Annotated in this window: 16 protein-coding genes; 5 read left to right on the top strand and 11 right to left on the bottom strand. The window is 54.6% G+C overall.

The window, feature by feature from the left end; genetic code table 11:
- Positions 1-164: 164 nt before the first annotated feature.
- From rplT to pyk, 4 genes are all read right to left on the bottom strand, one after another.
- Positions 165-527: a 50S ribosomal protein L20 gene (gene rplT / locus NIG5292_RS07320; protein WP_048598874.1), complete on the bottom strand. Its 363-nt coding sequence runs from the start codon at positions 525-527 to the stop codon at positions 165-167.
- Between the two features lie 14 nt (positions 528-541).
- Positions 542-742 (bottom strand): 50S ribosomal protein L35, encoded by a 201-nt coding sequence (rpmI, locus tag NIG5292_RS07315; RefSeq protein ID WP_048598873.1) that lies wholly within the window; start codon positions 740-742, stop codon positions 542-544.
- 121 nt (positions 743-863) lie between these two features.
- Positions 864-1088, bottom strand: coding sequence for a hypothetical protein (locus NIG5292_RS07310; protein ID WP_048598872.1), 225 nt, complete (start codon positions 1086-1088; stop codon positions 864-866).
- Between the two features lie 30 nt (positions 1089-1118).
- Positions 1119-2567: a pyruvate kinase gene (pyk, locus tag NIG5292_RS07305; RefSeq protein ID WP_048598871.1), complete on the bottom strand. Its 1449-nt coding sequence runs from the start codon at positions 2565-2567 to the stop codon at positions 1119-1121.
- Positions 2568-2694: 127 nt separating this feature from the next.
- Here pyk and NIG5292_RS07300 point away from each other — a divergent pair, with 127 nt between their 5' ends.
- Positions 2695-3435, top strand: a complete 741-nt coding sequence (locus tag NIG5292_RS07300; RefSeq protein ID WP_048598870.1) for an N-formylglutamate amidohydrolase — start codon at positions 2695-2697, stop codon at positions 3433-3435.
- A gap of 47 nt (positions 3436-3482) precedes the next feature.
- On the top strand, positions 3483-3776 hold the full coding sequence (locus NIG5292_RS07295) for a DUF1244 domain-containing protein (RefSeq protein WP_048598869.1): 294 nt from the start codon (positions 3483-3485) through the stop codon (positions 3774-3776).
- Positions 3777-3852: 76 nt separating this feature from the next.
- Here NIG5292_RS07295 and NIG5292_RS07290 read toward each other — a convergent pair whose 3' ends face one another.
- From NIG5292_RS07290 to dgcN, 3 genes are read right to left on the bottom strand one after another with little or no spacing between them, the layout of a single operon-like run.
- A complete protein-coding gene (locus NIG5292_RS07290) occupies positions 3853-4707 on the bottom strand; it encodes a D-amino-acid transaminase (protein WP_048598868.1) in 855 nt (284 codons plus the stop codon).
- A 20-nt stretch (positions 4708-4727) separates the two neighbouring features.
- A complete protein-coding gene (gene dgcA, locus NIG5292_RS07285) occupies positions 4728-5690 on the bottom strand; it encodes an N-acetyl-D-Glu racemase DgcA (RefSeq protein ID WP_048598867.1) in 963 nt (320 codons plus the stop codon).
- Positions 5687-6688: an N-acetyltransferase DgcN gene (gene dgcN / locus NIG5292_RS07280; RefSeq protein ID WP_048598866.1), complete on the bottom strand. Its 1002-nt coding sequence runs from the start codon at positions 6686-6688 to the stop codon at positions 5687-5689. The genes dgcA and dgcN overlap by 4 nt, the downstream gene beginning before the upstream one ends.
- Positions 6689-6900: 212 nt before the next feature.
- Here dgcN and NIG5292_RS07275 point away from each other — a divergent pair, with 212 nt between their 5' ends.
- Together NIG5292_RS07275 and NIG5292_RS07270 are read left to right on the top strand one after the other, a co-directional pair.
- Positions 6901-7860: an L-malyl-CoA/beta-methylmalyl-CoA lyase gene (locus NIG5292_RS07275; RefSeq protein ID WP_048598865.1), complete on the top strand. Its 960-nt coding sequence runs from the start codon at positions 6901-6903 to the stop codon at positions 7858-7860.
- 140 nt (positions 7861-8000) lie between these two features.
- Complete coding sequence (locus NIG5292_RS07270; protein ID WP_048598864.1) at positions 8001-8966, top strand: acetyl-CoA carboxylase carboxyltransferase subunit alpha; 966 nt, start codon at positions 8001-8003, stop codon at positions 8964-8966.
- 64 nt (positions 8967-9030) lie between these two features.
- Here NIG5292_RS07270 and NIG5292_RS14805 read toward each other — a convergent pair whose 3' ends face one another.
- The 3 genes from NIG5292_RS14805 to NIG5292_RS07255 are packed head-to-tail and all read right to left on the bottom strand — an operon-like array spanning position 9031 to position 11318.
- Entirely contained in the window at positions 9031-9753 is a 723-nt protein-coding gene (locus tag NIG5292_RS14805; protein ID WP_048598863.1) for a lysophospholipid acyltransferase family protein, read from the bottom strand.
- Positions 9754-10650, bottom strand: coding sequence for a cell division protein FtsX (locus NIG5292_RS14800; RefSeq protein ID WP_048598862.1), 897 nt, complete (start codon positions 10648-10650; stop codon positions 9754-9756).
- The gene (locus NIG5292_RS07255; protein ID WP_048598976.1) at positions 10647-11318 is read right to left on the bottom strand and encodes a cell division ATP-binding protein FtsE; all 672 of its coding nucleotides are present in this window, start codon (positions 11316-11318) and stop codon (positions 10647-10649) included. Before NIG5292_RS07255 ends, NIG5292_RS14800 begins: the two co-directional genes overlap by 4 nt.
- 175 nt (positions 11319-11493) lie before the next feature.
- Between NIG5292_RS07255 and NIG5292_RS07250 the strand changes: the two genes are divergently transcribed.
- Positions 11494-12381, top strand: a complete 888-nt coding sequence (locus NIG5292_RS07250; protein WP_158441651.1) for a zinc-ribbon domain-containing protein — start codon at positions 11494-11496, stop codon at positions 12379-12381.
- 1 nt (position 12382) lies between these two features.
- Here the strand turns inward: NIG5292_RS07250 and NIG5292_RS07245 are convergent, their stop codons facing one another.
- Positions 12383-14992: a TIGR02302 family protein gene (locus tag NIG5292_RS07245; RefSeq protein ID WP_048598860.1), complete on the bottom strand. Its 2610-nt coding sequence runs from the start codon at positions 14990-14992 to the stop codon at positions 12383-12385.
- Positions 14993-15026 lie beyond the last annotated feature (34 nt).

Raw genomic sequence — 15026 nt, 5'->3', positions numbered from 1 at the left:
AAGAGTTTCGTTTCAACCGCGTAGAGCAGATTAAGCCACCATGTCGCTTTTGCGCCTGTGAAGATAAAAGGGCGCAATCACGTCAGTCGTCCGCTTTAGAATAAGAAAAGCCGCACGCCCAAAAGGCGCACGGCTTTAAAATGCTCAATCCCAAAGGGAGTGATTTATGCGAGCGCCGCCTTCGCTTTTTCAACGATGGCTGTAAACGCTTGTGGTTCGTTCACGGCCAGATCGGCCAGAACTTTACGGTCCACTTCGATACCCGCAAGGGACAGACCGTTGATGAACTTGCTGTATGTCAGCGCTTCATCGTTCAAACGAACTGCAGCATTAATCCGTTGGATCCAAAGCGCGCGGAATTGGCGCTTACGGTTCTTACGGTCGCGTGTTGCATATTGGTTAGCTTTGTCGACTGCTTGACGCGCTACCTTGAAGGTATTTTTGCGACGGCCGTAGTAGCCTTTCGCTGCATCAGTGACTTTTTTGTGACGGGCGTGGGTTGTGGTCCCACCTTTAACGCGTGCCATTGATCAGGACCTCCTTAGCGCGAATAGGGCATCATCGACTTGATGATTTTCTCATCAGGTGCCGAGAGCGTTGTGGTCCCGCGAGCATCGCGGAGGAATTTGTTTGTACGTTTGATCATACCGTGGCGTTTGCCGGCCTGACCTGCTTTGACACGGCCTTTAGCCGTGACCTTGAACCGTTTTTTGCAGCTCGACTTGGTCTTCATCTTAGGCATTTTCATCTCCTAATCGTAGAGTTTTCAAAACGACTCAGGCATGCCAATGAGCCCGCTGTCGTCGGTGGAACCGCTGCATTAGGCTGCGGCGGCAAAAAGTGCAAGACAAAAGTCCTGCAAACTAGGGAAGAAGCTGACCAATCACCGCAATCACCACAGACGGAATTTCCGCAACTTCGTAGCCACCTGGCTTTGTGGTAACCGCATAGGCCAACAGGCCGCCCGAAATCAGAACAAGAAGAGCAGAAAGGCGCGGACTGCGCCCCTCTGCATAAGCGGAAAATATCGACGGAACGGCCAGAACCGCAAACACCAGTCCCAGCACAAAATAAAAGTCGGTTTGCACACCCTACCCCTTAAATAAATACACTTGGTATCATTCAGGGTCAGTGCGGAAAATCAACCTTTCTTCACATGGGGCGACGCGCAGGATGTTGGTTGTACCTGCTTGGTTGAAAGGCACGCCTGCGGTGACAACAATCTGGTCCGTTTCAGTTGCCATACCCAGTTTGCGCGCCGCGCGCGCAGCAGCAACCACAGCCATTTTGAAGCGCTCAACATCCGGCGTCATAGTGCAGTTCGTTCCCCATGAAAGCGACAAACGCCGCGCTGTTTCACGCTGAGATGTCAATGCGATGATCGGCACGCGCGGGCGCTCACGGGCTGTCAAAAGCGCTGTGGTGCCGGATTGCGTAAAACAGCAAATCGCTTTCACATCAGTCGTCTCTGCAATTTCACGAGCCGCCGCAACAATACCATCAGCCACAGTAGTACGTTTAGCTGAACGCGTGTTTTCAATAATATCTGTGTAGGTCGGATCATTTTCGACCTCGACTGCCACGTTATTCATGGTGGTCACCGCTTCGATCGGAAAGTTACCCGCCGCGGATTCCGCTGACAGCATGATCGCATCAGTGCCTTCATAAATTGCCGTTGCGACATCACTAACCTCGGCACGCGTGGGCATCGGGCTCTCGATCATCGACTCAAGCATCTGAGTTGCAACAATAACCGGCTTGGCCGCTGCACGGCACTTACGCACCAACTGTTTTTGAATTGGCGGCACGTTCTGTACAGGCAGCTCAACACCCAAATCACCACGGGCCACCATGATACCGTCACTGACGCGCAAAATTTCATCAAACGCCTGTACTGCCGCAGGTTTTTCAATCTTCGACAACACAGCTGCACGACCGTTGGCCAGCGCGCGCGCCTCGTACACATCCTCGGGGCGCTGAACGAAAGACAGCGCAAGCCAATCCACACCAAGCTGGCAAACAAACTCAAGATCAGCGCGGTCTTTTTCCGACAGCGCCTTCAGCGGCAACACCACATCGGGTACGTTCACGCCTTTGCGGTTCGAAATCACACCGCCCGCAAGCACGGTGCAGTCAGCAAAGTCTTTGCCACACGCATCAACGCGAAGCTTAATTTTACCGTCATTGACCAGCAAATGCGCACCAGCTTGCAGCGCCTCAAAAATCTCTGGGTGCGGCAGGCGGACGCGTTTTGCGTCACCCTCAGCCTCGTCAAGATCAAGACGGAACTGAGCGCCCTCGACAAGGTCTTCGCCTTCTGGATTAGCAAACGTTCCGACACGCAACTTTGGCCCCTGAAGATCAGCCAGAATCGCAATCGGGCTATCGAGGTCTTTTTCAACCTGACGAATGATCTCGTGGCGTGCGCGGATTTCATCATGATCGCCGTGGCTCATGTTCAAGCGGAACACGTCTGCGCCCGCCTCGTGCAGCTTGCGGATCATTTCATAGTCATTCGATGCAGGCCCAAGGGTCGCTACAATTTTTACGTTTCGCATACGTCGCATATCGTTATCCTTCGTTCGGCGCGCGGTGGCCGTCGTGACCTGTTACCGCTATCAGTTGATGTCTATATGACCCAATTCCCAAACTATCACAACTGCCGTATGAGGGTTGCCAAGGAGTTTCACACGCATGTCACAATCAACCCCCTACAGCCCTGTTCATTCCGAAGGTGCAACGCGCGCAGGCCGCTGGCTTGTTACCTGCGATCACGCAACCAACCAAATTCCACCGCTCATCGAGGGCGGCACGTTAGGCTTGGCGCCCGCAGATATGGAACGCCACATCGCATATGATATCGGCGCACTTGGGGTCAGCCGCGCGCTTGGGGAATATCTTGATAGCCCAGTGATATGGTCCGACTTTTCGCGGCTGGTAATTGATCCAAATCGTGGCGCAGATGATCCAACGTTGGTGATGAAACTCTATGACGGCACGTTGATCCCAGCAAACCGCGATGCCAATACAGCCGAGCGGATGGAGCTGTGCTATACCCCCTACCACGCCAAATATGCAGAACTGGCAGCGCGGCGCGAGGACACGGTGATCTGCGCCATTCACAGTTTCACACCGCAACTTAACGGCAGGCCAAAACGCCCGTGGGAGGTTGGTGTACTCTATGCAAGCGACACGCGCCTGTCCGCGCCCACGCTCACCCATTTGCGAAACGCTGGCCTATGCGTTGGCGATAACGAGCCATACGCAGGACACTTACGCGGTGATGCTATTGATACTCATGCACTTCAGCACGGTCGCCCTAACGTGCTGATCGAAATTCGCAATGATCTGATTGAAACTGATGCACAGCAAAAAGAATGGGCGCAACGCTTAGCCCCAATTCTTGAAGCCGCTCTTTCAGATGCCCAAGTCTGAAATAAACCCTAGCCACGAAGCCCCCCCTTCCCAAAAGGATCCCAATAATGGACGCACAGACACAAATCGAACTTGAAGCAGCCGCCTTTCGCCGCCTTCAGAAACACCTGATGGAAGACCGCAAAGACGTTCAAAACATCGACATGATGAATTTAGCCGGTTTTTGCCGCAACTGCCTGAGCCGCTGGTACCAAGAAGCTGCTGCAGAGAAAGGCATTGAGCTCAGCAAAGACAAGGCGCGTGAAAGCTTCTACGGCATGCCCTTCTCGGAGTGGAAAGAAAAATACCAAACAGACGCCAGCGATGCCGCCAAAGAGGCATTCAAAGACAGCCACGGCTGAACGCGACAATCAATTTGTAACTAAAAAAAAGGCAGGCCACGCTAGGCCTGCCTTTTCCGTTACATCTAGAGGCGCATTAGATTGCGGCTTTGATGCTTTCTTCGAGGTAAATCTCACGAAGGCGCTTGGTCAACGGACCTGGCTGACCCGACCCGATTGGCGTGTCATCAATTTGCACCACGGGCATCACGAAAGTGGTCGCAGACGTAATGAACGCTTCGTCCGCCGCCTTAGCTTCTTCCATCGTGAATGAACGTTCCTCGACGGTGATTTGTGCAACGCGCGCAAACTCAAGTACGGCTTTGCGTGTAATCCCATGAAGAATTTCATTTCCCAAATGACGCGTAATCAGAACGTTGTCTTTGATAATATACGCGTTGTTTGAGGTGCCTTCGGTTACGAAACCATCTTCTACCATCCATGCATCATCAGCACCCTGCGCTTTTGCAGCCATCTTGCCCATTGAAGGATAAAGCAGCTGAACAGTCTTGATGTCACGACGGCCCCAGCGTTGATCCTCGATTGAGATCACTTTCATGCCTTTGTCAGCAACAGGGCTTTGCGCAAGGCCGGGCTTGTTTTGCGTGAACAAAACAATGGTAGGCTCTGCATCTTTTGGATAGGCAAAATCGCGATCGGCTGCACCGCGTGTAATCTGAAGATATACTAAACCATCTGTGATCTCGTTGCGCTCAACCAATTGGCGGTGAATTTCCAGCAGCTCGTCTTTGGTGACCGGATGCGCCATCTCAAGCTCGTTCAGTGACCGCTCAAGACGCACAGCGTGGCCATCAAAATCAAGCAGCTTGCCGCCAATGACAGAAGTGACCTCATAGACCCCATCAGCAAACAAGAAGCCGCGATCAAAGATCGAAACAGTAGCTTCGTTTTCCGGCAGATATTGGCCGTTCACATATACAGTGCGTGTCATATCAGTTTCTCTCTTTTTTCTTAGCCCCAGAGGGGTGCTGCAGGAGCGTGCACGCCCGCCGCATCGAATAACAGTGGTGTATCGCGGTCTTCCGCCAACAAAAGCGGCCCGTCAAGGTCTGTGAACTCTGCACCCTGGGCAACAATTGTCGCAGGTGCCATCGCAAGTGAAGATCCGACCATGCAGCCAACCATCACTTGAAAGCCCGCCTCACGCGCTGCGGCGTTCAGGGCTAGCGCCTCGGTTAAACCACCGGTTTTATCCAGCTTGATGTTCACCATATCGTATTTTCCAACCAATTTTGGCAAGCTGGCGCGGTCATGGCACGCCTCATCCGCACACACCGGCAACGGGCGGTCAATCTCGCCCAACATGTCATCGGCACCCGCGGGAAGTGGCTGCTCAACCATCTTTACGCCCAAACGGATCAAATGCGGTGCAAGCTCTGAATATACCTCGGCAGACCAGCCTTCGTTGGCATCAATGATGATCGGCGTATCAGGCGCACCGGCGCGCACCGCTTCAAGACGCGGCATGTCATCAGGTGTCCCAAGTTTGATCTTCAAAAGCGGGCGCGCGGCATTTTTGGCGGCCTGCGCACGCATATTTTCAGGTGTATCAAGCGACAGCGTGTAGGCCGTAATCTCGGGCTTAGGCGCGGCGACGCCGATCAAGTCCCAAACCCGCAGGCCTTTCGTCTTTGCCTCAAGGTCCCATAACGCACAATCAACCGCGTTCCGCGCAGCGCCGGCAGGTAGCGCTGACTGCAGCGCAGTACGGTCAATGTCTGCGGGAAGGCTATTGATCTGATCGGTCACCGACTGCAGCGTTTCATCATAACGGGCATAGGGCACACATTCACCCCAACCGGTAACACCGTTGCGCGTCACCTTGACCGTAAGCACTTCGGCCGCGGTCCTTGAACCGCGGCTAATGGTAAAAACCTGCGCTAACTTGAACGTATCAGCGTGGACTTCGATCATAGCGCTTCCAGCGCATCGACCAACTTTTCAGCACCAAAACGGTACGGATCTGTGGCTGGCAAACCCATGCGGCTTTCAATGTTAGCAAGATACGCTTTGGCTTCATCTTCGCCCATGTGCTGGGTGTTCACAGACACACCGATGACCTGACACGCGGGGTTGGCAACGCGGGCCAGTGGCAACGCCATGTCGCGTAGCTCCTCAAGGGTGGGCTGCTGATACTCGGGTAAACCGCGCATGTGATCGCGTGTTGGTTCATGGGCCAACACAATCGCATCAGGCTGACCACCGTGGATCAAGGCCATCGTCACGCCGGAATAAGAAACGTGGAACAAGCTGCCCTGCCCTTCGATGTGATCCCAGTGATCTGCATCGTTGTCAGGGGTCAGGTATTCAACAGAGCCGGCCATGAAATCAGCAACCACAGCATCAAGCGGCACGCCACCACCGGTGATCAGAATACCCGTCTGACCTGTGGGGCGGAACGTCGACTTCATACCACGCTTGCGCATTTCCGCATCCATGCACAGACCAGTGTACATCTTGCCCACAGAGCAATCTGTGCCGACAGCCAGACAACGCTTACCTGTGCGCTTTTTGCCGTTAGCAATCGGGTAAGCAACAGACGGGATACGTACGTCGAACAACGTGCGGCCATTCACGCGGGCAGCGGCCATCAACTCGTCTTCGTCACGCAGCAAATTATGCAGGCCAGACGCGATGTCATAGCCAAGCTGCAGCGCTTTCACGAGGATCTCTTTCCACGCGTCAGAAATCACACCGCCACGGTTGGCCACACCAATCACGAGTGTTTTCGCACCAGCAGCCAAACCTTCTTCAAGTGTCATGTCAGGCAGACCGACATCCGCACCGCAGCCTTCCATACGGAACTGGCCAACCGAGTTTTCAGGGCGCCAATCAGCAATGCCGCGCGCCACTTTTGCTGCAAGTTGATCAGGGGCATCGCCGAGGAACAGAAGGTAAGGTGTCTGAATCATTTTAGAATCTCCATTTTCCTCACATATCCACGGTTTGGCGCAAGATATTCTCCCTAAATCGACGAATTTCCGCATTAATGCGCAAGAATATTCGAAGAATTCCCAAAAATGTGAAAATGCTGCACATGCAAAACAGTCCTTGCAGACGCGCAGGCAACAATGTATCGAATTGCGATAATTATACGCAACTTCATTACGCACGAGGCCGACATATGTCTTTCACCCTGCAACCCAGCCCTGCCGCCCGCCCGAACCGCTGCCAATTGTTTGGACCCGGCTCAAACACCAAGCTGTTTGAAAAAATGGCGGCCTCTGCAGCAGACGTGATCAACCTTGATCTTGAGGACTCAGTCGCCCCAACGGACAAAGATGTTGCCCGCAAAAACGTCATCGAAGCGATCAATGAAGTGGATTGGAACACAAAGACACTGAGCGTTCGAATTAACTCACTCGATACCCCTTATTGGTACCGCGATGTAGTTGATCTGCTTGAACAAGCCGGCGACCGCCTTGACCAAATCATGATCCCAAAAGTTGGCTGCGCGGCTGATATCTACGCAGTTGATGCGCTTGTCACAGCAGTGGAGGCCGCGAAAGGCCGCAGTAAGCGGATCGCATTGGAAGTCATCATCGAAAGTGCGGCAGGCATTGCACATGTCGAAGAAATCGCTGCCGCCTCCCCCCGTCTCGAAGCGATGAGCCTTGGTGCGGCTGATTTTGCGGCAAGCATGGGAATGCAAACAACTGGCATCGGCGGCACCCAAGAAAACTATTACATGTTGCGCGGCGAAACACAGCATTGGTCAGACCCTTGGCACTGGGCGCAAGCAGCGATTGTTGCGGCATGCCGCACGCACGGTGTTCTGCCCGTGGACGGCCCTTTTGGCGATTTCAGCGATGACGCAGGCTATATTGCACAAGCCAAACGCAGCGCAACTTTGGGTATGGTTGGCAAATGGGCCATCCACCCCAAGCAAATCGCACTGGCCAACCAAGTGTTCACCCCCTCAGACGAGGCAGTCGCGGAAGCACGCGAAATTCTGGCAGCGATGGAACAAGCCAAAGCCAACGGTGAAGGTGCCACAGTCTATAAAGGTCGGCTGGTCGATATCGCCTCGATCAAACAAGCCGAAGTCATCGTAAAGCAATCCGAGATGATCAGCGGCGCATAAGCGCGCCCACGACATTGAGAAAACCTAAACGGCGGGCCGCGATGGCCCCCGTTTCTATTGTGCTGTTTTCTGATCCGCAGTTGCATCATGCGCGCCTTGACGCCATATAACCAAGCAACAGGCAGATAAAGCGGTAGACCATGACACATTACCTCGATTTTGAAAAACCCCTCGCCGAGATTGAGGGAAAAGCTGAAGAGCTTCGCGCGATGGCACGTGGCAATGAGGAAATGGACATCTCTAAAGAGGCCGCTGCGCTGGATAAAAAAGCAGCAGATATGCTGGTCGATCTTTACAAAAACAACCTGACGCCGTGGCGCAAATGCCAGATCGCGCGTCACCCAGAGCGGCCCCACTGTAAAGATTACATTGAGGCGCTTTTTACAGAATACACCCCGCTTGCTGGTGACCGTGCATTTGGCGAAGACGATGCCGTTATGGGCGGCCTTGCACGTTTCAACGACGCGCCAGTTGTCGTGATCGGCCACGAAAAGGGCTATGACACCAAAACGCGGCTCGAGCGTAATTTCGGCATGGCGCGCCCTGAAGGCTACCGTAAGGCGGTTCGGTTGATGGATATGGCAGATCGATTTGGCCTGCCTGTTATCACGCTTGTGGACACCCCCGGCGCCTACCCCGGCAAAGGCGCTGAAGAACGCGGGCAAAGCGAGGCAATCGCGCGCTCAACTCAAAAATGCCTTCAGCTACGCGTGCCGCTGGTATCAGTTGTCATCGGTGAGGGTGGCTCGGGCGGAGCGGTTGCATTTGCCACGGCCAACCGTCTGATCATGCTGGAGCACTCTGTCTATTCGGTCATTTCACCCGAGGGCTGCGCATCGATCCTTTGGAAAGACGCGGAGAAAATGCGCGAAGCCGCAGAAGCACTGCGTTTGACCGCGCAAGATCTGACAAAGCTTGGAATTTGCGACAGCATCATCAAAGAAGCACTTGGCGGCGCCCACCGCAATATTGATGATACGATCGCCGATGTTGGCAAAGGCATCAGCGAGATGATGGCAACGCTCGGCAAGATGAGCCCTGATGAGCTGCTCAAAGAGCGCCGTCAGAAGTTCTTGGACTTGGGCAGCAAGGGCCTTGCGGCTTAACTAACCAGCCTGTCATAGGCAGCATCTAGCGCCGCGCGGCTTCCACCGTGGAACGTCATTCAAATTACTGAGGCCGCTTGAAGCCGGCCTCATCCAAAAGTGCGTCTGATGCGCCTTCAATGTCTGACTGCAAACGCTTTCGGAAGTCATCAAGCGGCAGGCCTGCAGGTATGACGGGCAAAAACTCAACAACAGCCGTACCTGGTTTGCGCATAATGCCCGTGCGCGGCCAAAACACGCCAACGTTGGTTGCCACCGGAACACAAGGCTGTTGCAATTGGTCATAGATCACGGCCGTACCCACTTTATAGGGCTTCTCGACACCCGGTGCGACGCGCGTTCCTTGGGGGTAAATAATCAGCTGACCGGGGTGTTTCACACCTGCCTGTACGTCGGTCTTCATCTTCTCAATTGCTTGCATTTTCTTGCCACGATCAACAGCAATGCAATCCAGCCGCCACGCATAAAGCCCGATAACCGGCGTATAAAGAATTTCCTTTTTCATGATGAAACGCGCAGAGGGACAAGCTGTAAAGATCATCATAATGTCGAGGAACGACTGGTGCTTGGCGGCGACAATCACCTCACCAGAGGGGGGTGTGCCGCGCACCTCGACTTTCAGACCCACCATAGGACGGGCAAGAAAGAACACGATCCGTGAGAAAGACTTGCACGCAGATAGCGCACCGCGTCGATCAAAAATCGCCCACGGCATCCAAAGCAAACCAACGATCGGCATGAGAAAATAAATAAGGCCAACAAAAACAAGCGAGCGCAAATACTGCATTTAGCGAAGTCCTGACAAAGTACGAAGAGCCGCCGCGCGTGTTGCGGCGAAGGCCACAATAGCACCAAGCGGCGGAATAAGAACGGGCGACAGCCAACCAAGCCCCTCAAAACCGAGACCGGTCAAAAAGCCGCCTTCGGCCCCGTTCGGAAGCAAGATAATCGCCACGATACCAGCGGTAGTACCTGCTGCAGCGCCGATCAAACCGCGCAGCGTAAAGCGACGCACAAACGCCCCAGCAATGAATGTATCGCGGGCACCAACAAGCCGCAGCACACGAATTACCTGAGCGTTTGCAGCCAAAGCCGCATTAGCCGCCAGTGTAATCATCGCAGCAGTTGTGATCCCAATAAGCCCAAGCGCAATCCACCCCAGCATCCGCAAAGCCCGCGCAGCATCAACCAACGGCGCACGCCAACGGCTATGATCGTCCAGCACGGCCCCAGGTACCTCGGCCGCTAAACGCAATCGCAGACCCGCGGCATCAAGACCTTGTGGACCCTGCACAACATCAACCAAACGGGGCAGTGGTAACTCTTCAAGAGGCACATCAGGCCCAAACCACGGCGCGAGAAGTGCGCGCTGCTCATCAGGCTCAAGCGCGCGCGCCGAGGCCACACCTGCGGTTTGGTCCAGCACTTTCAATACGGCCAACGTTTGCGCTTCAACCTGATCGGCGGGCGCGGATATCCGGATGGTAACGCTGCTGTTCAGCTCGGCTTCCCAACGGTCCGCCAAGCGCCCTGTTGAAACGGATAAAGCCAAAGCAAACACAGCCAAAAACGCCATTGCACCGGCGGCAAAAACCGTAAGGCGTGCAGTAAACCCAGTGGGCGGCACAACCGTGTCCGAGGCTTTGTTGGGCGCAATCATAAGGCGCAATGTATCGGCTATCATAGCTCAGCCCCTGCAGATTGAAGGCGTTTGTTAGATATCCGCAAAATGCGCGTTGAGACCTGCGGTTTCGCGGCACGGATAAGCGCAATATCGTGGGTCGCCACCATAACTGTTTTGCCCATTTTGTTTAGCTCAACCAACAACTGCAGAACCCGTTGGGACATATCCCAATCAATATTGCCCGTAGGCTCATCAGCCAAAATCACATCAGGTGACAAAATAACTGCCCGCGCGAGTGCTGCGCGTTGCCGCTCACCGCCTGATAGTTCGGGTGGAAACGCGTGCATCCGATCACTCAGGCCAACCCATGCAAGTAGATCATGCAGGTCAGAGCCCACAGGTTTCCCTTGAACCATCAACGGAAGGGCCACATTATCTGCGATGCTCAGATGATCCAAAAATTGACAGTCTTGATGCACCACACCAATGCGCGTGCGCACATCTGCAACCGCATTGCGGTCCATGACCCGAGAGTCTTGACCAAAAAGTGTTACTGCGCCACCCGTTGCTTGCAGCTCTGCGTACATAAGCTTTAGCAACGTTGACTTACCAGCACCTGAAGGCCCCGTCAGGAAGTGAAAAGAGCCGGGCGCAACCTGCAAAGTCATGCCCTGCAACAACGGCTCACCACCGCGGTAGGAGTAGCTTGTATCGCGTAATTCAATCACTGCCTGTTCATCCTTCACGCGTATCCGCCGCATTGCACGCCTTCATGCAGCAACATTTGCAATGTTTCAATCACAGCGCCTGTGTTTTGATTGTCTGATTGATATTGTTGCTTATTTATGGACAATTAGCGATGAAGGACAGGCGATACGTCTGTTAAATGGTAAGGTAAGCAAGATGCGGCTGATTTGTCCGAACTGTGATGCGACGTATGAGGTTCCCGACGACGTGATCCCTGATGAGGGCCGCGACGTGCAGTGCTCCAGCTGTAATGTGACGTGGTTTCAAGCGCCGGCCAAAGCCGCCGCAGACGGCACACTTGATGACACTCTGACGGCATCAATGGCCGAGACGGTTCTGGATGACATCGCCAGCGAAAGCGTAGAAGATCCAACGCCGTGGGTCCGCGGCCAACAAGCAGACGGCGGCCCACGCAGCACCATGACCCCAGAGGTTGAGAACATCCTGCGCCAAGAAGCCGAGTTTGACAAAAAGCAACGCGCCGCACCCACGTCCCCACTTGAGACGCAAACAGAACTTGGGCTTGAGGACAGCGCAGCACAGATCACAACCCGCGAGAGCCAAGAAAGCAGCGCCGTAGATCGTCTGTCACGATTGCGCGGAATTGAGGCCGAGGAAATTGCGGCGGTGACAAATGCGCCCAAAGCGCCCTCGTCGGCACCACGCCGTGAATTGCTGCCAGATATTGAGGAAATCAACTCAACGCTCAGCACAAACCAAGCGGCATCTGCGCAAGACACGACCCTTCAAGAGCGCGCAGATCGCAAGCAGTTCCGGACCGGCTTTTTCGGCATGCTAAGCATCACGGCGGCAGCACTTGCTCTCTATGTGTATGCGCCCCAAGCCAAAGACGCCCTGCCGCAAGTTGCGCAGCCTGTAGATGGCTATGTGACCTTTGTGGATATGGCTCGCAGCAAGCTAGATGAGGGGCTAAGTACGTTTTCCCAAACCGCCAACTCTTGGATGGAAAAGGCGACTGTTTCAGTGAACGGGGCGGCTGCGCGGGACACACCCGCCTTACCGGCCGAGCCTGACGCGGGTTAACTCAGAACCGTTCAAGCAGACGCTTCAGGTACTCAAGCTCAAGTTCAGGGCGCTCTGCATCGCCCGAACGACGACGAATTTCATCCAACAAATCCTGTGCGCGACGGTTTGCATCATCGCCCTGCAAAAGGCCTTCGCCATCACTTATTGCACGACCTTGTCCGCGATCACGGCCCAACGGATCACGGGATGCGCCCCCATTTTGACCTGAGGGCGTTCCCTGTCCCTCTTGCGGAGCGCCATCATTGGCTTGGGCCATAGCCTCACCCAGATCACGCAACCCGTCGCGCAACGCCTGAATAGCGCGAGATTGCTGATCAATCGCCTCGGCCAGATCACCCTCGCCTAAAGCCTCATCCGCGTTCTCCATTGCGCCTTCGGCACGCCCTAAAGCATCACGTGCATCATCACCCGCTTGGGTGCCCGCACCAGGTAGGTTGCGCCGCTGTGCATCTAACTCTTGACGGAGTGCTTGCTGGCGGTTTTGGAGTGACCCTTCAAGATCGCCCAAACCTTCGGCACCACCTTGCCCACCTGATTGCCCACCAGACTGCTCTCCCGGCTGCTGACCCTGTTGTTGACCCGACTGATTGCCCTGTTGACCGCCTTCACCCTGCTGTCCGTCCTGACCTTGTTGCTGGCCTTGCTGCCCTTGTTGCTCGCTTTGCTCAAACTGCTCTTGAAGTTGGCGGAACGCTTCATCGCTTAGGTCTTGTTGATCCCGAAGTGTTTCGGCCAAGTCTTCCATGGCTTGCTGACCTTCGCCTTGGCTACCACCTTCGCCACTGCCTTGGGCGACGCGCATGTTCTCAAGCATCCGGTTCAGCTGCGCCATGCGCTCTTGCGCCTCGGCCATGCGCCCTTCTTCCATCAATTGCTGGATTTCATCCATCATCTGCTGAAGCTGATCTGGCGTGATTTCTTGACTATTTCCCGCTTGCTGTTGATCGCCCGCCTCGCCATTGCGCTGTTGTTCCTGCGCAAGTTGGCGCAGATAATCTTGTGACGCGTCGCGCAATTCCTGCATCAATTCAGCGATCTCTTCTTGGGAGGCACCGTTGCGCATCGCCTCGTTCAGCCGTTCTTGAGCGCGGGCCAAGCGTTGGCGCGCATCTTCAAGATCACCGTCTTCTAACTCAATTGCCAATTCCCAAAGGGCTTGCGCAATTTCATCACGTTTTTCGTCGCTCATTTGGCGGCCTAAATTGGCCAAATCACGGATGATAAAACTCAGACTAAGGTACGTCCCTTCTCCGCGAAATATATCATCAGGTAGCCATGAAATGGCACGCAGTAGGCGCTCTACGCGGGTGGCATTCTCACGGGTCCACAGCAAATCGCGCCGCTGCTCTATGATCGCACTTGCAAGCGGATCAAAAAAGCGGCGGCCGGGCAACGTCATCTTGATGGGGGCAGATTGACCAGTTTGACCAAGACTGTCTTCGACCTGCATTTGTAGCACGACTGGCAGGTTGGCAAACACATGTTCCGAGAAGTTCTCGGTCAAGGTTTCTTCAAATTGCGCGCGATCCCCCGTGATTGTCATTGGCAATTGTAGCGTGATCTGGGGATGGTTTTCGGGCTCTGCCAACAAGCCATGGGCACGGTCAACATTCAAAAGATCAAGCGAGATAACCCCACTTCCCGCGACCACGCCGTAATCATCTTGTGCCAAGAACTGCTGAAGCAAAGTCCCATCCGCCTCGGAACGCACCGGCGCAGACGCAATAATTGATGGGGCCTGATCCGGCTCCATAATCACAGACCATTGCTGCGGCGCGCGATCAGCCTTGGTTGCGTTCTGATCCGCCATACCAATCGCCAAAGCACCGCTTTTCTCAATAACAAAGCGCTGCTCAGCAGCGTTAGGATCAGCTTGCGAGCGTGTAACACTCTGCATCACACCTAATGAACCAAGTTCACCGTAAAGGCGCACCGTCACTTCGCTGCCTTCGGGCACGCGCAGCGGACCAGCGGGAACATCAGGCAAATAAATCGTAGGCCGCCCCGTATACACAGGCGGCGTTACCCAGCCTTCCCAGCTGGGGCCCATCGCTAGCTCATCAGTGGCTTGGGTTATTTTTGTCACGCTGCTTAGCTGCCCAAATGAGCCGAACAATACCCCAACCGACAACACCAAAAGGGCAACGAACCGCAAACCGAACGGGTCAAATCGCGAGACCCTAAGATCCGGCTCAACGGCTTTGGCTGTCTGTGCTTGGGCGCGCATTCTGTTCTGGTGAATTTCCCAGACTGCCTGCGATGCAGGATCTCTTGTGCCTATGGCCTGTGCATCAAGCAATGAGCTTATCGGACGGCCCGATAGGGTTTTGTCTAAGCGCGTTTGCGCCTCCGCCCATTTCGGGCGCTCAAACTGACGTGCACCGTGTAAGATTGCCGCAAGAATACACAGAAAGAACCCAACACCAACAACGGCGATGGTTATTTCGGACAACGCCTGATGAACACCAAGAAGAGCCGCACCAACAGCCACAAAAACAACCGACCAAACCGGCCAAAAAGCACGGGTGATACGTTCAGTCCATAGCCCTAGCCACGTGAGCCGCAGTGCTTTTCGCGTCGCTTTTGGTAGAGCCAAATTGGCAGTCATCGCTCACCTTTCACTCACGTGAGCGCACGATAGC

The sequence above is a fragment of the Nereida ignava genome (genome assembly GCF_001049735.1).
Taxonomy (GTDB): Bacteria; Pseudomonadota; Alphaproteobacteria; order Rhodobacterales; family Rhodobacteraceae; genus Nereida; species Nereida ignava.
Note: the sequence above shows the minus strand (reverse complement) of the source record. Positions and strands in the feature narration are given on the sequence as shown.